The sequence below is a fragment of the Acetitomaculum ruminis DSM 5522 genome (assembly GCF_900112085.1).
GTDB lineage: Bacteria > Bacillota > Clostridia > Lachnospirales > Lachnospiraceae > Acetitomaculum > Acetitomaculum ruminis.
In genome coordinates, this window is record NZ_FOJY01000008.1 from 6,119 (window position 1) to 25,597 (window position 19,479).

At 35.2% G+C, this 19,479-nt stretch carries 14 protein-coding genes; 13 read left to right on the plus strand and 1 reads right to left on the minus strand.

What is annotated here, in order from left to right; translation table 11 throughout:
* Nucleotides 1-428 precede the first annotated feature (428 nt).
* The 10 genes from rlmD (at nucleotide 429) to BM153_RS06535 (ending at nucleotide 11,004) form a co-directional block, all read left to right on the plus strand.
* The gene (rlmD, locus tag BM153_RS06490; RefSeq protein ID WP_092872131.1) at nucleotides 429-1,793 is read left to right on the plus strand and encodes a 23S rRNA (uracil(1939)-C(5))-methyltransferase RlmD; all 1,365 of its coding nucleotides are present in this window, start codon (nucleotides 429-431) and stop codon (nucleotides 1,791-1,793) included.
* A gap of 272 nt (nucleotides 1,794-2,065) precedes the next feature.
* Nucleotides 2,066-3,004, plus strand: a complete 939-nt coding sequence (nikB, locus tag BM153_RS06495; RefSeq protein WP_092871937.1) for a nickel ABC transporter permease — start codon at nucleotides 2,066-2,068, stop codon at nucleotides 3,002-3,004.
* Between the two features lie 66 nt (nucleotides 3,005-3,070).
* Complete coding sequence (nikC, locus tag BM153_RS06500) at nucleotides 3,071-3,991, plus strand: nickel transporter permease (protein ID WP_092871939.1); 921 nt, start codon at nucleotides 3,071-3,073, stop codon at nucleotides 3,989-3,991.
* Nucleotides 3,992-4,022: 31 nt separating this feature from the next.
* Nucleotides 4,023-5,630, plus strand: coding sequence for an ABC transporter substrate-binding protein (locus BM153_RS06505; RefSeq protein WP_092871941.1), 1,608 nt, complete (start codon nucleotides 4,023-4,025; stop codon nucleotides 5,628-5,630).
* 58 nt (nucleotides 5,631-5,688) lie between these two features.
* The gene (locus tag BM153_RS06510) at nucleotides 5,689-6,480 is read left to right on the plus strand and encodes an ABC transporter ATP-binding protein (RefSeq protein ID WP_092871943.1); all 792 of its coding nucleotides are present in this window, start codon (nucleotides 5,689-5,691) and stop codon (nucleotides 6,478-6,480) included.
* A gap of 89 nt (nucleotides 6,481-6,569) precedes the next feature.
* Nucleotides 6,570-7,316, plus strand: a complete 747-nt coding sequence (locus tag BM153_RS06515) for an ABC transporter ATP-binding protein (RefSeq protein ID WP_092871945.1) — start codon at nucleotides 6,570-6,572, stop codon at nucleotides 7,314-7,316.
* 40 nt (nucleotides 7,317-7,356) lie between these two features.
* Nucleotides 7,357-8,262 (plus strand): LysR family transcriptional regulator, encoded by a 906-nt coding sequence (locus BM153_RS06520; protein ID WP_092871948.1) that lies wholly within the window; start codon nucleotides 7,357-7,359, stop codon nucleotides 8,260-8,262.
* A gap of 194 nt (nucleotides 8,263-8,456) precedes the next feature.
* Complete coding sequence (locus BM153_RS06525; protein ID WP_092871950.1) at nucleotides 8,457-9,383, plus strand: ABC transporter ATP-binding protein; 927 nt, start codon at nucleotides 8,457-8,459, stop codon at nucleotides 9,381-9,383.
* The gene (locus BM153_RS06530) at nucleotides 9,380-10,294 is read left to right on the plus strand and encodes an ABC transporter permease (RefSeq protein WP_092871952.1); all 915 of its coding nucleotides are present in this window, start codon (nucleotides 9,380-9,382) and stop codon (nucleotides 10,292-10,294) included. Before BM153_RS06525 ends, BM153_RS06530 begins: the two co-directional genes overlap by 4 nt.
* A gap of 191 nt (nucleotides 10,295-10,485) precedes the next feature.
* A complete protein-coding gene (locus BM153_RS06535) occupies nucleotides 10,486-11,004 on the plus strand; it encodes a hypothetical protein (protein WP_092871954.1) in 519 nt (172 codons plus the stop codon).
* An 80-nt stretch (nucleotides 11,005-11,084) separates the two neighbouring features.
* On the opposite strand, the gene BM153_RS06540 is transcribed toward BM153_RS06535, so the two are convergent.
* Nucleotides 11,085-16,790, minus strand: a complete 5,706-nt coding sequence (locus BM153_RS06540; RefSeq protein WP_092871956.1) for an Ig-like domain-containing protein — start codon at nucleotides 16,788-16,790, stop codon at nucleotides 11,085-11,087.
* 398 nt (nucleotides 16,791-17,188) lie between these two features.
* Between BM153_RS06540 and BM153_RS06545 the strand changes: the two genes are divergently transcribed.
* From BM153_RS06545 to BM153_RS06555, 3 genes are all read left to right on the plus strand, one after another.
* A complete protein-coding gene (locus BM153_RS06545; RefSeq protein ID WP_092871958.1) occupies nucleotides 17,189-17,746 on the plus strand; it encodes an SF0329 family protein in 558 nt (185 codons plus the stop codon).
* Complete coding sequence (locus tag BM153_RS06550; RefSeq protein ID WP_092871960.1) at nucleotides 17,736-18,719, plus strand: TolB family protein; 984 nt, start codon at nucleotides 17,736-17,738, stop codon at nucleotides 18,717-18,719. The genes BM153_RS06545 and BM153_RS06550 overlap by 11 nt, the downstream gene beginning before the upstream one ends.
* A gap of 128 nt (nucleotides 18,720-18,847) precedes the next feature.
* On the plus strand, nucleotides 18,848-19,387 hold the full coding sequence (locus BM153_RS06555) for a hypothetical protein (protein ID WP_092871962.1): 540 nt from the start codon (nucleotides 18,848-18,850) through the stop codon (nucleotides 19,385-19,387).
* Nucleotides 19,388-19,479: the final 92 nt, after the last annotated feature.

The window sequence follows — 19,479 nt, forward strand, 5'->3', positions numbered from 1 at the left end:
TCCCCCGCTTCAAAAGCGTAAGCTTTAAGCGGGGGTATAAGCTTACTAGTGTCAGAAGGGGTTAAAGCCCCTTCTGACAGGTGGCACAAAGTGCCGCTGCGTTCATGAGGAAGTAGCGAAGCGGATTTAAGAATGTCCGCTTTACAAAACGTCTGGAAACTTAAATATCAAAACCACTTCCTTTAGGTGGTGGATAGTTTACAAAAGATGTATTAAGATAAATAGTTTATAGGAAATAATCTGTAAAGGTATAAAAAGAGATTTAAGGGGATTTATTGGAAAAATCTAAAAGACTTACAAAAATATTATTAATAATTACAGAGAAATAAAAGGTGAATGCATTGAATAATAAGGACAAGAAAAGAAATAAAAATTCAAAAAGAAGAAATTTTAAAGAAGAAGTAGTATATGTAGAGGATTTTGAGGATATGGATGATGAGTGGTATTTGGAAAGGGAGAAAAAGAAAAATAAAAGACCTTCAAATGCTACAAATTTAAAAAAACGTCCAAATTCAGGAATTGCATCTTTGGGATTTGGGAAAAAAACTTTAAAATCAAGGGATAAAGCTCCCAAATTTACAAAAGAAAAAAGCAATTTTCCAATGGAAATGCTTCTTGAGAGAAAAGATATATGTCCTGTTGCAAAAAAATGTGGATGTTGTAGTTTTATAAATTTAACTAATGAGGAACAGCTTAAATTTAAGCAAAAACAGTTGGAAAAACTGCTGTCTCCTTTTGGAAAGGTGCATATGATAAAGGGTATGAAAGAGCCTTATCATTACAGAAACAAAGTTCACGCGGTTTTTGACAGGGATGCCAAGGGAAGAATTATATCCGGAACCTATAAGAAGGGAAGTCATGATGTTGTGGCTGTAAAAAACTGCCTTATTGAAGATAAAGTAAGCAGTTTAATTATAAAAGATATTAAGGATATGCTAAAATCCTTTAAAATCAAGACTTATGACGAAGATACGGGATATGGGTTACTGCGTCATGTATTGGTTAGAAGAGGATTTGCCACGGGGGAAGTTATGGTGGTTTTGGTACTGGCAGACCCTATTATGCCTTCAAAAAATAATTTTGTAAAAGCATTACTAAAAAAACATCCGGAGATTACCACTATTGTTCTTAATGTAAACGGTGACAGAACCAGCATGATTCTGGGCGAAAAGGAGCATACCCTTTACGGAAAAGGCTATATTGAGGATGTTCTTTGTGGCATGAGATTTAAAATATCTCCAAAATCTTTTTATCAGGTAAATTCAGTTCAGGCAGAAATGTTATATAAAAAAGCCATTGATTTAGCCTGTATAGAGGGAGAAGAAACAGTTATTGATGCATATTGTGGCACAGGAACAATAGGAATAATCGCGGCACCATTTGCCAAAAGGGTAATCGGTGTGGAATTAAACAGGGATGCCTATAAAGATGCCATAAAAAATGCAAAGGTTAATGGCATAAAAAATATAGATTTTTATAATGAAGATGCCGGAGAGTTTATGCTCCAGGTGGCAGCCAGCAAAGACAGGGTTGATGTGGTAATTATGGATCCTCCTAGAAGTGGCAGCAGTGAATTGTTTATAGAACAGCTTTCTGTTCTTTCACCAAAGCGTGTAGTTTATATCTCCTGCAATCCTGAGACCTTAGCAAGGGACCTAAAACTCCTTAAGAAAAAGGGGTATAAGGCGAGGGAGTTCTGGCCTTATGACATGTTCCCGTTTACCGAGCATGTGGAGACCGCAGTTTTGCTGTCAAAGGTGAACCCACTTGAGAAGAAAATCGCAGATGAGTAAAGCGGACATTCGGAATCCGCTTTACTAAACGAATAAGGACGCGTAAACATATTAAATAAAAAAAGTATCATTTGCTATTCGAAATAGTAATCTAGATATTCTGAAAAGGAATGATAAAATATCCCCTGTGGGGGGTTACATGAAAAGTAATTAGTCTGTATGATGATTGTTGTGTAGAAGATGTGACTATAGTGGTGAAGTCATGTCTTTTTATTTTTGCAACCGGAGCGGATTTTTAATCCGCTTTAATTTAACTTGATGGATGGGAAAATATAATGAAATATGCGTTAAAAAGAATTCTACAATTAATCCCCATATTGTTTGCCATAACTTTTTTGTCTTTTGGCATGATGAGGCTGGCAGGCAGTGATGTGGTAGAACAAAAAATGTTAAACACAGGAGCGGCTGTCTCGCAGCAAGTCGTAGAAAATGCCAAAAAGGAACTGGGACTTGATAAACCCTTCCTTGTGCAGTATTTTACATGGCTTTCAAATCTCCTTAAAGGAGATATGGGAAACAGCTATCTGTCAGGAAAGAGTGTTTTTGACACTTTTATATCTAAACTTCCGGCCACTTTGTTATTGGCTTTGGTTTCAATTGTTTTGACAATTATTATTTCTATACCTTTGGGTATTGTATCTGCGGTATATCAAAATAAGGTAGTGGACTATATAATACGATTTTTTAGTTTCTTAGGAAACAGTATGCCAAACTTTTTCGTATCTCTGGTTTTGATATACATATTGGCAATAAAACTTAAACTTTTTCCGGTTTTATCAAATAGCATAAGTGTAAAAACTGTTGTCTTACCGGCTTTGACTTTGGCAATTGCCATGAGTGCCAAGTATTTAAGACAGGTAAGGGCTACGGTTTTGGATGAACTTAGCAAGGATTACATATTGGGAGCAAAGGCTAGAGGTGTTAAATATTCAACCACACTTTTTAAAAGTGTTTTAAGAGCCTGTATGGTGACGATTATTACACTTTTAGCTATTTCCATCGGAAGTCTTTTAGGTGGAACTGCCATTGTTGAGTCCATTTTTATATGGGACGGAGTTGGAAAATTGGCGGTAGATTCCATAAATATGAGGGACTATCCTATGATTCAGGCCTATGTAATGTGGATGGCTATTATATATGTTTTGGTGAATTTAATAGCGGATCTTTCCTACAGATTCTTAGATCCCCGTATCAGATTGGGAGTTAAATGATAAAGCAGACATGGGTAAACTTTGTAACAAATATAAAGAATTGGTTTAAATGAGAGGATAATAAATATGGATCTTAGTAACGAAAATACTGAAGAGTTATTGATTTCGTCTTCAGATATTAAAAAGAAGAAAAGAGAAATTTCCATTAGGATACAAAAGGTTAAGAAAAGTCATATAAAACTGCGTTTGGTCTTTTTTGCAAGCCTGGCAGTACTTTTAATAGTAATGACTGTTTTTGCTGCACAGATTTGTCCCCACGATCCATATAAACAGGATTTAAGTGTAGCTTTAAATGCACCAAGTGCAAGCCACCTTATGGGGACGGATACCTATGGAAGGGACATGCTTTCAAGGGTGATAATAGGGGCAAGAGCAAGTATATTATCCACCTTTGCTTTAGTAGCTATTATAACAGTATTTGGAACCGCTGTTGGTGTATTATGCGGTTACATTGGAGGAAAGTTTGATGGGATAGTAATGCGAATTTCCGACTTTTTCCTTGCTTTTCCGGGGCTGGTATTTGCTCTTGCGGTAGCAGCTTTATTAGGAGGAGGAATCTGGAATGCGGTTATTGCCCTGGCAGTTATAAGCTGGCCAAAATATTCCAGGGTGGCAAGAAGTCAGACCTTGTCAATTAGAAATTCAGAATTTATCAATGCTTCAATAATGGCAGGTGATAATGCATTACAGATTATCGTAAGACACATACTTCCTAACATTTTAGGTCCGATACTGGTTACTTCAGTATTGGATATAGGTACCATGATGATGGAATTAGCCGGTCTTTCATTTTTAGGACTGGGGGCTCAGCCACCTGTCGCTGAATGGGGAAGCATGATGAGTACTGGAAGAAGTATGCTTCAGACTTATCCATGGATTGTACTATCTCCGGGATTTGCTATTTTTATCTCGGTTGTAGTGTTTAACTTGCTTGGGGATACAGTAAGGGATTATCTGGACCCACGCAGGCAAAGTAAAACCATATAAATTAATTATTTTTTAGAAAGGGAACAATGATATGAGAAATTTTAAGAAAGGTCTAGCGGTTTTATTAACCCTATCAATCACAGCTATGACACTTATGACAGGCTGTGGTTCTAATGATTCTGGCAAGAAAGATGTCAGTACAAAAACCGAAACAAAGTCAGAAGATGATTCAACAGCAAGCACAGGCACAAAGGTTTTAACTTTTGGTGATACTACATTTAATTCAGAAAATGAAGAAGCTAACATTGACCCACATAATACTTATGCAGGATGGCCATGTGTTAGATATGGTGTTGGTGAAACTTTATTCAAGTTCAATGAAAGCATGGAACTTGAGCCATGGGTTGCATCAGAATATAAAAATGTAGATGAACTTACCTGGAAAATTACCATTAAAGACGGTGTAACTTTCTCTAACGGTAAAGCAGTAGATGCTGAGGCAGTTAAAGCATGTTTTGAAGACCTTGTAAAGGTTCATGAAAGAGCAGCAGGAGATCTTGCTATTGATACAATGGAGGCTGACGGACAGGTTCTTACCATTAAAACAACAGAGGCGAAACCTACTCTTATTAATTACCTTTGCGACCCTTATGGAGCAATCATTGATGTTTCAGAAGGAAATGCAGATGGAATAGTTGTTGGTACAGGTCCGTTTGTAGCAAAAGAACTTATTACAGATGATCATATTAATCTTGTTAAGAATGAAAATTACTGGGATGGCGATGTAAAACTTGATGAAGTAAAAGTTATTACAATTTCAGATGGTGATGCATTGGCTATGTCACTTCAAAATGGAGATATTGATGCTGCTTACGGTATGGCTTATGCAAGTTATCCATTATTTGAAAATGATGATTATACCTTCTCAAGTACAGCTACAAGCCGTGCATTCTACTGTCAGATGAATTACGAATCAAGCGTTATCAAAGATGATGCCGTAAGAAAAGCTATCGCTATGGGAATTGACAAAGAAAGCTTTGTAAATACACTTCTTTCCGGTTATGGATATACAGCAGTTGGAGCTTTCCCTGAAGGATTCAGCTTTGGTGGAGATAAAGTCAAAGCAGAAAAATTTGATGCTGAAGGCGCAAAGAAAGTTCTTGAGGAAGCAGGCTGGAAAGATTCAGATGGAGATGGAATCCGTGAAAAAGACGGAGAAAAATTAACAATTAAATGGCTTAGTTATCCAAGCCGTCAGGAATTACCATTACTTGCAGAGTCTGTTCAGGCTTCACTCAAAGAAATCGGTATTGATGTACAGCTTAATGTAACAGCTGACCACGGAACAGTTCTTGAAGATAAAACTGCATGGGATGTATATGCAGCAGCATTTGTTACCTGTGGTATCGGTGACCCAATGTACTTCTTCTCAACACATTGCTTACCAAGCTCAAGCAAAAACAGAGGAGCTTATAATAATGATGAATTAAATAAACTGGCTGAAAAGATGAATCAGACCTTTGATATTGATGAAAGAAGTGCAATTGCAGTAGACATGCAGCAAAAGATTTTAGATGACAATGCATTCGTATTTTGTTCATTCCTTAAAATGAGCATTATCAGCAAGTCTAATGTAAAAGGTCTTGAAGCTCATGCAAGTGATTACTATGAATTTACAGCAGATGTAGATATAGAGTAATAATTATAAAAAATCGAAAATTAGTAATTTAAAATTAAGAAATTTTAGAGGAAAAATCATGGAATTTAATGAAGCTATTTTAAGTTACGATTCGGTTGATATTTCATACAATGGGCAAAAAGTAGTTAAAGATGTTAGTTTTCAACTACATAAAGGAGAAATCCTTGGTCTTGTAGGAGAATCCGGTAGTGGAAAGAGTACTTTGATAAAAGCCTGCATGGGTATATTGGGAGATGGCGGAATGGTTACCAGAGGTGATATACATTTTGGCCAGAAGAATCTCATAGATTTACCTGAAAAAGAGCTTCGTCAAATAAGAGGCGCAGACATAGGTATGATTTTCCAGGATGCCGGAGCATCCCTTAGCCCAATCAGAACAGTTGGAGATCAAATTATAGAAAGCCAGATGGCTCACGGAAAAATCAGTAGAGAAAAGGCAAAAGAAAATGCCTTTTCTCTTTTTGAAAAACTGAACTTCAGAGAAGTGGATAGAGTCTGGAACAGTTATCCTTTTGAACTTTCAGGAGGAATGAACCAGAGAGTGGGAATTGCAATAGCACTTTTAATGAATCCACCTATACTGTTAGCTGATGAGCCTACCAGTGCACTTGATGTGTCGGTTCAAAGGCAGGTAGTTGAAGAAATGATCCGTTGTAGAGAATTGTTTGGAACATCAATCATTATTGTAACACATGATATAGGCGTGGTGTCAGCCATGGCTGATACAGTTTTGGTACTTAAAAACGGTGAAATGATGGAATACGGAAAAGCCAGCGAGGTTTTAAATAATCCTCAGAATGATTATACAAAACTTTTATTGTCCGCAGTTCCAAAATTAGTAAGAAAATAAAGATAGTAGAGACATTGGTTTAATTAATAAATCAAAAAAGACTATTGGATAGCAATATAAATTCAAGCTGACAGGTAAGAGGAGTGAATATGGATACTATCTTAAAAGCAGAACATGTTGTTAAAATATTTGATACTCAAAAAAAGAGTAGCACAAAAGCGGTAGATGATGTAAGCTTTGAATTAAGGAAAGGCGAAGTATTAGGAATTGTAGGTGAGTCCGGAAGTGGAAAAAGTACAATTGCCAGAATGATTACAGGGCTTATACCTATAACTTCCGGGGAAATAAGCGTTAAAGACGTTCAAAAAAAGAATAAGCGACAGTTATACGATAAAGTACAAATGGTTTTTCAAAATCCTGTAGGTTCTTTTAATCCAAGAAAAACTTTGGGTTATGGTATAGGAGAAAGCCTTAAGAACAAGGGTATAAATAAAGATGTTATTGACAAGCGTGTAGGTGAGTTGCTTAATCTTTGTGGACTTGAAAAGGAATACGCAAAAAAATACCCCCATGAAGTAAGTGGCGGACAATGTCAAAGAGCTGCCATAGCAAGAGCACTTGCAATAGAACCGGAAATCCTCATTTGTGATGAGGCTACCAGTGCTTTAGATGTTACTGTGCAAAAGCAGATTATGGAATTATTGATTAAATTAAAAAAAGAAAAAGAACTATCGGTAATTTTTATTTGTCATAATCTTGCTCTGGTACAAATGTTTTGTGACAGGGTAATAGTAATGTGTAATGGAAAAATGGTAGAAAGCGGAACTGCGGATGAAGTAATAAATAATCCTAAGGATGATTACACTAAGAATCTGATAGATTCCGTTTATTGCTAATACTTGTCCCCAAAAAATAAATAAGAAAAGGATAGGAACAATGTTAGAAACAAAACAACTGAAATACTTTGTGGTTTCTGCTGATTGTGAATCATTTAGTGAAGCTTCAAAGGTCTTGTATACAACTCAGTCTAATGTAAGTAAGGTTATAGCAGGTCTTGAAAAGCAGCTTGGTTATCAGCTGTTTCAAAGGGAAAAAAATGGAATAACCCTTACTTCAAGGGGTGCATCCTTTTATAATCATGCATCAGCTTTAGTATCACAATTAGAAGAATTGGAAGCAGAATCTGTAGATAATAAAAAAGGTGTAGTTAAAATATCCATAAACCCAAGTTCATGGTTTGCCAGACATTTCTCGGATTATTATGCAAAAAATGCAAAGTCAGGCATTTGTTATAATATTCATACAGATACAACGGAAAACATTGTTCAAAGATTGAGAAAGATGGAAGATGAAGTTGGTTTTATATATGTTTTTCCGGAAAGAAAGCTACAATTTGAGTATGCATTAAAAAGCTACCAATTGGAGTTTGAAAAGTTAGGAAGCGTATCCGGTATGCTGTATTTTGACATAGAGGATGATTATCCTTTCAAAAGGCCGGATATGGAAAAAATTCTTTCTTCAAACCTGGTTCAGGGAGAGCATGATGAATATATGGAATGCTCTAACTGGACATTAAATGGTAAGCTATTAAGCGACTATCCTTTAGAAGTGGCAGTTACCACCAATAGCGATTATATTATGAATATAATGATAAAAAATAATGGTTTAGGTAATATTACATCAGAAACTTTTACAGCCTATGAGGAAGGCAAAGGACCGGGGATAAAGCTTAAGAAAAGAGATGGAGACATTACCTACGGTATTATTTATAACAAAAATGAGACTATGAGCAAAGAGGCTAAAAAAATAGTAGCTTATATAAGAGATATAATAAATTCATAAATCAAATACCCTTACTTTAAGATATAAAAAGTAAGGGTTTTTTATTCTTTCTCATAAGCAAATAAGACATACTGCTTTTACCTGTAAGAAAAAGAAAGTCAGGGAATTTTCTTTACATTATACATATAAATGGTAAAATTTAAACATATCACAGCGATAACTTGATTATAAAAAAAGAGGAGAAATGAAAAACATTGAAGGTAATAGAAATCAATAATCTTGTAAAAAAATACAGGGGAAACCTTGCGGTGGATGATATTTCCTTTTCAGTAAATGAAGGTGAATTATTTGCATTTTTAGGGGAAAACGGTGCCGGAAAATCCACCACAATAAATATGCTTTGTACGATTTTGGAAAAAACCTCCGGGGAGGCAAAAATCTGTGGTCATGTTCTAGGAAAAGAAGATGATGAAATAAGAAAGAAAATCGGGATAGTTTTCCAAAATTCGGTTTTAGATAAAAAATTAACCGTAAGGGAAAATCTTTATACCAGGGGGTCTTACTATTCTTTAAGTAAAAAAGAAATAAAAGAAAGATTGGAAAAAATCTCAAATTTTTTTAAACTGGAGGAAATCGCAAAGCAAAAATACGGCACACTTTCCGGAGGACAAAGGCGAAGAGTGGATATAGCAAGAGCTCTTATAAATAATCCTAAAATATTATTTTTAGACGAGCCTACCACAGGTCTTGATCCAAAATCCAGAAGAATGGTCTGGGATTTTATTGATTATCTTAGAAAAGAAAAATCCATGACTATATTTTTAACAACCCACTACATGGAAGAAACCAGAAATGCAGATAAAGTCCTTATCCTTGACAAAGGAAAGGTAATGTGTCAGGGAACTCCTGCCGAGCTTAAAACAAAATATACCTCATCAAGACTTATTTGGTATGTTGAAAAGTCAGAGGAAAATAAAAAAATCCTTTCTAAAACTCCTGACAATTTAGAAATAGCTACAGGCAAAATTTCTTATGATGTGGATCACTATATAATTCCTTTTAAAGGCATAATTACCGATTTTTTGTATGAAAACAAAGAAGTTTTTACTGATTATGAAATAATTAAGGGAAGTATGGATGATGTATTTTTAAACATCACAGGAAAGGAGTTTATACAATGAGAGGATTTTTAGGATTAACAAAAAGAAATATATTAGTATATTTCAAGGACTTTCAGGCAGTGATATTTTCTCTTATGACATCTATCATAGTATTTGCCCTTTATTTACTCTTTTTAAAGGACAGCTATGTGGAATCCATAGAAAATTCCATGAAGGGACTTGAAGATTATATAACCTCGGGAAATGTTGAAATGCTGGTAAATCTAATACTCCTTACGGGAATTTTAGGTTCTGCCCTTATAACAGTTCCTTATAACTGTCTTACAACCATAGTATCAGATAAGGAAAAGAAGATAGATTATGATATATTGGCAACTCCTATAAAAAGGTGGAAAATCATAGTTTCTTATTTTTTATCAGCCACTATATCAGCTATTATAATGTCCTCAATAATTCTTACCACAGGTTTATTAATTCTTAAATCCATGGGAGATTTATATATTTCATCTCAGAGTGTGGCATATGCATATTTATTGATTGTGGTGGGAGCCTGTTCAACCACGGCACTTTTTATGATAGTAATAATGTTTTTCAAGACCGTATCCTCTGCAGGAGCCTTCTCTGGGTTATTGTCTGCGGCCAGTGGATTTGTAATCGGAGCATATATACCAACAAGCGAATTTTCCGAAGAGGTTCAGACTTTTTGTAATATTTTTCCTGGTACCCATACTACAGTAGTTTTTAGAAATCTGCTTATTAAGGGACTTTTAAAGCACATTGATAATGAAATTGGTGGAATTGATAAGGGGAATTTTGTAAAAGGAATGAAGGAGACCTTTGCCTTTAATATAAGCTTTTTGGGGGATAAGATAAAATTATCAGACTCTGTATTGTATGTGATTATAATGACCTTTGTCAGCGTTTTGGTGATGATATTTGTCTATAATAAAACCTATAAGAGAAAATCGTAAAAAATCATTCCTGATTAACAAGATAAGCTTGTTACAAGAAAATAGTTAGCTGACGATATGATTAGTAAGAAGGAAGTTGACATTATTTTTAAATTTGATGTCATGTTGGTTAAGATTAAATAAGCACTTTTAAGCTTTTTAAAAACGGGAATTACCATGGCATATTTAGTATAATACGAGGAGTGAGAAGTTTGAAAAAAGCTATCAGCATAATTGCCTCTTTTCTGGCCTTACTGCTTGTTTTGGCCGGTATGGCATATTATTCTTTTAATACTTCAAAATCAGAAATTGAAAAAGCGCTGGATTTAAACTTAAGTTCTGCCACGGAAAAATCCTATGTGGATAATCATGGTGGTTTTATGGGGGATGGTGTAAGCGTTGGCATTATTGATTGCGAGTCCACCAATGTAAAGAAACAGATTACAAATGCCAAACATTGGAAAAAGCTTCCGGCAGTTGAAGAATTTAATTCCCTTGTTTTTGGGAAAGCTTCGGATAGTTCCTATGAAAGCCCTATGATTGCAGATGAAGACGGATATGCTTATATTCCAACGGTTAAAAACGGTTATTATTATTTTAAAGACAGAAATTCAGATGCCAGGGATATTTACAATATAAGTGCAGCCTGTAAAAGGGCATCTTTTAATTTTGATATTGCTGTATATGACTGTGATACAAATACCTTATATTTTTTGTCATTAGATACATAAATAAAAAAGGGGCTCTTATGAGATAATCTCGTAAGAGCCGCCTTTTTTGCAAATTAATATATCTTAAGATAAAGACTAACTTATTTAACTACTTTTACGGTAATAACTTTTTGAACACCTGCTATGGTGACTGTAATCTTAACAGTACCAACCTTGCGGGCCTTTATTACACCGTTTGTTGTTACGGTAGCTATGGCTTTATTTTTTGAAGCCCATTTAAAACTTCCCTTGAAGTTGGAGGTAACAGTTATTTTAGCTGTTTTTCCAACTTTTAATTTTATGGTAGTTTTTGAAGGTTTAACAGTTACCTTTTTAACAGTAATAGTTGCTGTTTTTGTATAAGCTCCAACAGATGCTGTTATTTTTACTTTTCCAGCAGATTTTGCAACTACCACACCTTCACTTGATACGGTAGCAACCTTAGGATTTGAAGATTTCCAGGTTACTTTTTCGTCTGTTCCTTTTACAGTGGCTTTAAGAGTAATAGTCTTTTGAGTCGTAGTGTAAAGGGTTGCAGATTGTTTGTTAAGAGTAATAGCTATACCGTCTACATTACCTGAAACAAGTACGTTATATTTAAGTTTTGCAACATTAAGGCTGGTGTACTTAGTTACATAGGTCTTTGCCTCATCACTAAGGGCGTCATAAGCTTTAAATGCCTCATTTATTGCATTTTCGCTCTTAAGACTTACAGTTCCTATTGCCAAGATAAGGTCATCAACTTTTTTAGCCTCTTCCTTTAAGCCTGCAATTCTTTCTGCTTCCTTTTTAGCAGCCTCTTGAAGCTCTTTTTCTTTAGCGGCAGCTTCTTCATCTTCTTTGGCTTTCTTAGAAAGATAGCTTTCAGCATTAAGAAGTGAATTGTAGTTAACAACTAAAGCTTTAACCTCTGAAGAAACGGCATCATAAGCCTTTCTAGCAGCAGTAACGGAATCTGCATTTGTGTAATCAATAGTAGAAATAAGATTAATAATAACTTTAGCAGCTTCGTTAAGTTCTTTTTCCTTAGCAGCAGCCTCTTGTGCTTCTTTTTCCTTAGCGGCAGCTTCTTCATCTTCTTTGGCTTTTTTAGCAAGATAGCTTTCAGCATTAAGAAGAGTATTGTAGTTAATAACTAAGGCCTTAACCTCTGAAGAAGCGGCATCATAAGCCTTTCTAGCAGCAGTAACGGAATCTGCATTTGTGTAATCAATAGCAGAAATAAGATTAATAATAACTTTAGCAGCCTCGTTAAGTTCTTTTTCCTTTTTAGCAGCTTCCAAAGCCTCTTTTTCTTTAGCGGCAGCTTCTTCATCTTCTTTAGCTTTTTTAGCAAGATAGCTTTCAGCATTAACAAGAGTATTGTAGTTAACAACTAACTCCTTAACCTCTGAAGAAGCAGCATCATAAGCCTTTCTAGCAGCAGTAACGGAATCTGCATCTGTATAATCAATAGCGGAAATAAGTTTAATTATTTCCTTAGCAGCCTCGTTAAGCTCTTTTTCTTTAGTAAGTTTGGCAAATTCTTCCTCTGCCTCTTTTAAGATATCAAGTTTTTCTACGAATTCTTTAGCTGCCTCTGATAATTTTTCGTAAGCCTCTTTAGCAGCGTTAATCTTTTTCTCGCTCTTTAAGCTTACATCACCGATTTTTTCGATTAAGGCATCTACTTCTTTTGCTTCTTTAACAAGAAGTTCCTTATAATCTTCTTTTGCCTTAGAAAGCTTGGTCTCATTGGTAACTAAAGCTTTTTCATCTTCCGTAAGGGCATCATAAGCTGTCTGGGCTTTGTCAATGGCATCTTTTGATTCTAAGCTAACCTCACCGATTGCATCAATTAAGGTGGTTACATTTTGAACTGCCTTTAATGAATTATATTTGGCAAGTTTTTCCTCTAAGGAAGCCAGATTTTTAACTAAAGCTTTTGCATCGTCAGATAAATTATCATAGGCTTCTTTAACAGCTAAAACATCACTATCAAGGTTTATTTCATCCCCAAGTTTTGCGATTGCTTCATCTACCAGGGCAGCCTCTTCATTGTCTGAATATTTTTCAATGGTAAGAATAGGATAAATGTTATCGTAAATTATTGAGCCCTTTGTAAAGGAAGCACTTATGCTATTTGCACTTGCTTTAAGTTCATCACTTGAAAGAACTGTAGCAGAAACATAACTATAATTATTTCCGCTTACTCTTGATGCACAACCCTTAAGTACATAGGAATTAGAAATAAGTCCTTTTACAATATCCATATTAGTCTGGGCATTTTTGACAATAGGATCTCCATTAAATCTACCTACTACTGAACCAACATAACTACCTGATGTGGCAGTAACTTGTCCGCTGTTATAGGAATTGGATATTTTACCGATTACTCCAAGGAAGTTACCGTAAAATTTACCAACAAGCCCACCAACTTCTTCGGCACCTTTTATGGCACCTGTATTATAGCAGCTGTCAATATGTGGCATTCCTTCACCCATGATACCGCCGCATCCACCTTTTGAGCTGTGGGTACAGGTAATATTACCTTTGTTAAAGCAGTTTTTAATTTTAATACCAATATCAGTAGCTTTTCTTTCAATAAACTGTCCGTTTCCGATAATTCCACCGGCTGTGTAATTTGTGGTTGTAATATTTCCGTAGTTTCCACAGTTTTCTATAAGTAAATCTTTACTTGTGGTTTCTGTATCAAAAATAGTATGGGAAATAATACCTGCAAGAATTGAACCACCGGATACATTACCATAGTTAAAGCAGTTTTTAATTTCCTTAAGACATTTTGAGTCGCCTACGATACCTGCTGAATAAGAATTCTGGGCAGTTGATTCAATATTTCCGTAGTTTTTACAATTTCTAATGTAAACATTTGGATTAGTTATACTACCTACAATACCGGCATTATTTGCCTTTGATGAAGTAATATCAACTTTATTTACAAGATTTTCAAGATAAACAACGGAATCCTCCTCAGGGATGCACCCAACAATACCAGCTATGAAAAAGCCGGAGGTATGTGTACCTTTTCCTTCTACAGTTAAGTTTGAAATGGTAATTGGAAGTGATTTTTTCACATCTTTATCATCGATTTTTATAGTTGTCTTTGTGCCACGAACATAGCCAAAAAGACCGTCTGCATAATTATCAATGGTTAGGGAAATGTTTTTAATTGTATGTCCCTGACCGTCAAAGATACCGGCATATGAGAGATCATAGTCTGAACCGATGGGAGTCCATGGTTTATCTCCAAGGTCAATATCTGCATCTAAAACAATTTTTGCATTAGATGGAAATTCACCAGCATTAATTTTTGTAGCTATCCAGTATAACTGGCTTGGATAGGAAACAGTGTAAAGTTTGTAATCAACTTCATAGCTTGTTCCATCAATTGTCACCGGAACTTTAATATCACTTGGAGTAACAGGGGTTGCAGTCTGGCCATCCCAGATTAAATCCGGTAATTTAACCAGGTTAATATCAATAGTTCTTTCCACATTTTCTTTATCTACTTCAAAGCTTCCTTCTAAATCCTCGTAGCCTTCTTTGGTAGCCTTGTAGCTGTAGCTTCCGCAAGGAAGAGTATAGGTATTAGTTGTACCTTCCTTAGGCTCAATTACTGTACCTTCAGAGTTTTTAACAGTAATTAAAGCACCTTCAACAGTAGGATTTAAGGTAATATCATAGGATTTTTCCACACCTACTTCAAAACTTACATCAGGAAGCTGTCCGAAAAAGGCAGTTCTTACACCGGCTGTGAAATTAGGATTTTTACCTACAGTGTAGGAAATACCTCTGTGATCTCCATAAGGTGAACCAAAGCCGGATTCTAATATATAACCATTGGAAAGGGTAATGGTTCCGTCTTCTATATCTTCAGCAAGAGCTACCTCTACATAAGAATACTTTGAAGCAAAGGTATATTGATTTCCTTTACTTTTAACACTTGCCTTTTCATTAGAGGAAGTATATTTGACAGTTCCTGACATGTTATAAACCCCTGCAAGTTTGTTACAAGGTATATAATAGGTATCAAAATTAATTCTAAGAGTATCTCCGCCCTTAGGTCTTTCTCCCGGATGAGTTTCATTTTCAATGGTATAACTTACTTCTTTGGCAGAAAGAACCTGATAGGTGCTTTTTCCATCTTTGGTAAGTTTTACAATGTTTCTTCCCTTGGTAAGGTTAAGAGTGTAAGTTCCGTTATCATTTGTTACACCCTTTGTGGAAAATCCACCATTGTAGCTAAGAGCAGTGTCAGTAAGAGTAGGATTTAAAAGTTCTACTGTAGTTCCTTCACTTGGAGTAAAGCTGTATTTTGCCCCTTCCTCACCTTTAAGGTAATAAAATACATCTAATTCTGCGTCTACATTTACTCCGGCAAGTTTCATTGTAGTATTTTGGTTATTGGCATTATTTTCGTGAATTTTCATTCCGGTATCAATGTCTGCTTTTTCTGCACCAACTGTAACTACAAATACACCGGTATTTTCAGGCCAGATAGCGCCATATAAATCCTCAAAGCATTTAAAGGCGTCATAGGTAACCTTAACAATAGCTGTTCCATTTCCTACTGCTGTAATAAGTCCGTTTTCATCGACTTTTACAACGTTTGTGGAGGTATCACCATTTTCATCTATTACTTCATAATGATAATCAGGCTCCATGAAATAGTTGTTTGCCCATCCATCAATAGCTTCCCAGTTTCTGAGATTTACTATCTGGAAGGTATCACCAACCTTGTCCAGAGAAAGGTAGTTTTTCTCATTTATATTTAAAAACACATCTGCTACATTTGAGTTACTGTTATGAGTAAGATCTCTATCGATGGTTTTTGGATCTCCTGATAACATATCTTCTGTAACATTTAAAGGTTCAAGAGTATTACTCATTTTAAAATAATCACAATAAGTAAGTGCTCCTTTTTTACTTAATCTGTAATTATATTGAGTTGCATCTGCTAATTTAAAGATATATGTAGTAGTTCCATCACTTGTTGATTTAGAAACAGGTAAAATCTCTGTGAAATATTGATAATGATTAATTTTCTGACCAACAAAGACAGTGATATCTTCCGGAGCAGTGATTTTATAATCATATCCTTGTGGGATTTTTCCTGAGATAGATTGTGCAGCAGAAGAATAAGTTACTGTCACACTTGAAGTAAATGATAAATATCCTTCATCAGATAAAGTAGCGTTTGGGGCTAATTCATAAAAGAAAGTCTCCCCGCAAAGTCCCAGGCCATGGGCATAGCCGTCATTTGCAGCTGTGGAAAGATTCATGTAGTTGGTTTTTGAGGACATGCCAACCTTAACATTATACTCATTTCCTACAGTCCATCCGGAGTTTGTAGCTTTAAATTTCAGTTCTTTAAACTGATAGGTTTTTCCTTCGGATTTTTCGTCTACGGTAATGCTTGCACCACCTATGCTTTGTCCATCCTTGTTAAAACCTTCATAAGTGTAGGTTCCCTCTTTAAGACTTACATCATATGTGTTGATGTTGGAAGCAATCGTAGGCTCTGACAGTGTAACCTCCTTGTTTTTCGAGTCAAAAAGTTTAATAGTTGTGTTTGCCGGAGCTATCTGCAGTTTTACTGCATGGTTTTCTTCGGCATTTGTGTTTTGTAAAGCCGAGGCTTCACTTTGACCTGGAAGGGCTGATGTTTGAGAGTTAGCCTCATCCATTGTAACAATGCTTTCGTTTTCTTTAGCCAGTGCATTCAAGGTAGTAGTTGGTGCCATTGATGCAGCCATTACAGAAGCTAAAAAAAGCGATGTTAGTCGTTTTGTTACGTTCTTTTTCATTAATATCACTCCTATACATAAAAATTATATTCTTTTTTAAGCAAAAAACCCCCTTGAGTTGACCGGGGAAAGAGATTTTTCCCCGGTAGGTGAGATAAAACTCAAGATTTAATAAAATTTCGACATTCATAAAATAATTAAAGCTTTTTACTCAAAATCGAATACTTTTTAAATATATAATTTTTAAATGCCTGTGTCAATGGACTATATCTACTATTTTTAAGTGCAAAATATGGTAAAATTGACAAAAACCTTAGAAATAAAGCAAATAAAAGCCGATAAACAAAGGAGCAGTAAAGCTGATTTGTCCTAACAGGATTTTTTTTGTATAATATTTATTATTATTTTTAAAGTGGATTTGCACTGGCCGCCATACAAATCACCTTAAGGAGGAAAAATTGAGTTTAAGTTGGAGTAAAATAAGAAATATTTTGGAAAAAGATTTGCTTTGTGAAAAGCTTAGGGGTAGGGTTAAGTATTTTTTTACCATTTACAGAAAAGCAGATGATCAATACGGAAGATTTGCCCTGGAATTAGATGGAAAAGAGATATATAGGGGGAATCCCTATAATGAAGACCATTACCTGTATCCTAAATACTATGAGTTAAAAGAAGCGGAAGACAGGGAAAAAAATATTACAAATGAGGATGATTTCTACTGTGAGTGGGATGAAGAATGCGATATACGATATGAAAAAGCTAATCTTATAAGCATTGCAGAAGGTCATGGAGATTCCATGCTTATAATAAGAGACATTAAAGAATACATAAATATGCCTGTAAAAGAAGCATTGTACTCTGAAAATTATATTTATAAAATGATGGCCATGCTTGACCGTCGGGTGGGAAAACGAACCTTAGAAAACAGGGTAAAGGAATATCCCGGGTTACCTGACTGGCTTAAAAAGATATACCAGGCAAGATTTGAAGTGGAGGGAATAAAATATGAGAACTAAAAAAACTTGTTTATTGTTAGCATTTTTGCTGCTTTTTGTGAATATTTTTTCATTTAAAAATGTTATTACTACTGAGGCAGCCACCACAAAACCAAAACTTACGGGAAAAATTGTATTTCATAATTACAGTGACTATTATAAAGGTGACAGCAAGATGTATATCTACGATTTTGCTAAAAATAAGTTGTCTTGCATTAGTAAAAATTGGACAAATGTAATTAATCCAATGAATGCAATGTTTAGAAAAGACGGAAAAGCCATTGTATTTATGGGAGAGACCAAAGACGGTGAGTGGGATATTTTTGAATATAAATTTAATGGAAAAAATCCTACCAATCTGACTAAAGGAAACGGTTTGGATGATGAAGATCCGAAATATTCCCCAAATGGGAAAAGCATTGTTTATAAAAGGTCAAATTCTTCCGGAAAGGGAACCAGCATCATAGAATACAATACCGTTAGTAAAAAAAGAACTGTTCTTATTAAAGGAAATACAGAAAAGTCAATGCCTTATTACAGTGGGGACGGGAAGAAGCTTTTTTACATTGAAGGAAGCGAAAGTAATATGTATGTGAGGGTGGCAGACATTTCCAACAGGAAAAATATTAAAACAAAAAAATTATACAAAAAAAGCGGATGCCATTCCTATTATCCTATTGCTGATAAAAGCGGAAGATATGTATATTTTTCAAGAGCCTACAGTAAAGATAATGACTCAGACCAGATAGTAAGATATGACTTAAAAAATAATAAGGCAAAGATGATGCCTTTTAACAAAAAAGACAGCGACTTTTCAGATACCTGCATTGTTTCTTCAAAATATCTTATAGTCAGCAGCACTGTGGGAGGCCATGGAGCATATGACTTGTATTTGGTGGACACCAGTGGAAAAGTAAGAATTAATTTAGATAAATATAATAAAAAGATTAATACAAAAATGAACGAGTTAGGTTGCGATTATTACCCTGACTAGAAAACATTTAGCCAAAGATTCCCAAAAATTCAAGGGATTTTTGGCTAATTTTTTTTGAGGCAGCTATCGATATATAGATTAGGACGATTGTAGCTAAATTGACCTAAGAAAGTGAGGTGAAAGAAGATATGATAGGAAATATTAATGCCAATACTAAAAACATTTATTATTTAAATCAGCATAATAAGTCCGATACATGTAGCGAAGAAGGCAATGATATTAAGATGTCAAAATCAGCCATAAAAACGGAAAAAGAGGCAAAGGATGCTGATTTGTCAGATAGCCAGATAAGGGGGCTTAAGCGTTCCGGTCAGATTGAATGCGAGACCTGTAAAAACAGGAAGTACCAGGACGGCTCTGATGAGAATGTTTCTTTTAAAGCAGCGGCACATATTTCTCCAAATGCCTCGGCAAGTGCTGTCCGTGCCCATGAACAAGAGCATGTGGCAAATGCCTATGAAAAGGCAAAACAGCATGAAAATGCCAAGGTTATTTCCGCAAATGTAAAAATAATTACTTCGGTTTGTCCTGAGTGTGGACGCACCTATGTATCCGGAGGAGAAACTACCACCCAGATAAAATACAATGAGGATAATCCTTATTCAAAAGCTGCAAAGACTCAGGATTATATTAATTATGGCGGCTCGGTGGTTGATATGGCGGTTTGATTTTTAAAAGGGAGTTATTGATGTATATTTATTTGAATATGAAAAATAAAAGGATATACAAGGCATTTTGATAAGAAAATGGTTGGTATATC

Coding starts and splice junctions, on each gene's coding strand:
- BM153_RS06540 (WP_092871956.1), bottom strand. CDS start 16,790: ATGAAAAAGAACGTAACAAAACGACTAACATCGCTTTTTTTAGCTTCT.
- BM153_RS06555 (WP_092871962.1), top strand. CDS start 18,848: ATGATAGGAAATATTAATGCCAATACTAAAAACATTTATTATTTAAAT.
- BM153_RS06520 (WP_092871948.1), top strand. CDS start 7,357: ATGTTAGAAACAAAACAACTGAAATACTTTGTGGTTTCTGCTGATTGT.
- nikC (WP_092871939.1), top strand. CDS start 3,071: ATGGATCTTAGTAACGAAAATACTGAAGAGTTATTGATTTCGTCTTCA.
- BM153_RS06510 (WP_092871943.1), top strand. CDS start 5,689: ATGGAATTTAATGAAGCTATTTTAAGTTACGATTCGGTTGATATTTCA.
- BM153_RS06515 (WP_092871945.1), top strand. CDS start 6,570: ATGGATACTATCTTAAAAGCAGAACATGTTGTTAAAATATTTGATACT.
- BM153_RS06550 (WP_092871960.1), top strand. CDS start 17,736: ATGAGAACTAAAAAAACTTGTTTATTGTTAGCATTTTTGCTGCTTTTT.
- BM153_RS06505 (WP_092871941.1), top strand. CDS start 4,023: ATGAGAAATTTTAAGAAAGGTCTAGCGGTTTTATTAACCCTATCAATC.
- rlmD (WP_092872131.1), top strand. CDS start 429: ATGGATGATGAGTGGTATTTGGAAAGGGAGAAAAAGAAAAATAAAAGA.
- BM153_RS06530 (WP_092871952.1), top strand. CDS start 9,380: ATGAGAGGATTTTTAGGATTAACAAAAAGAAATATATTAGTATATTTC.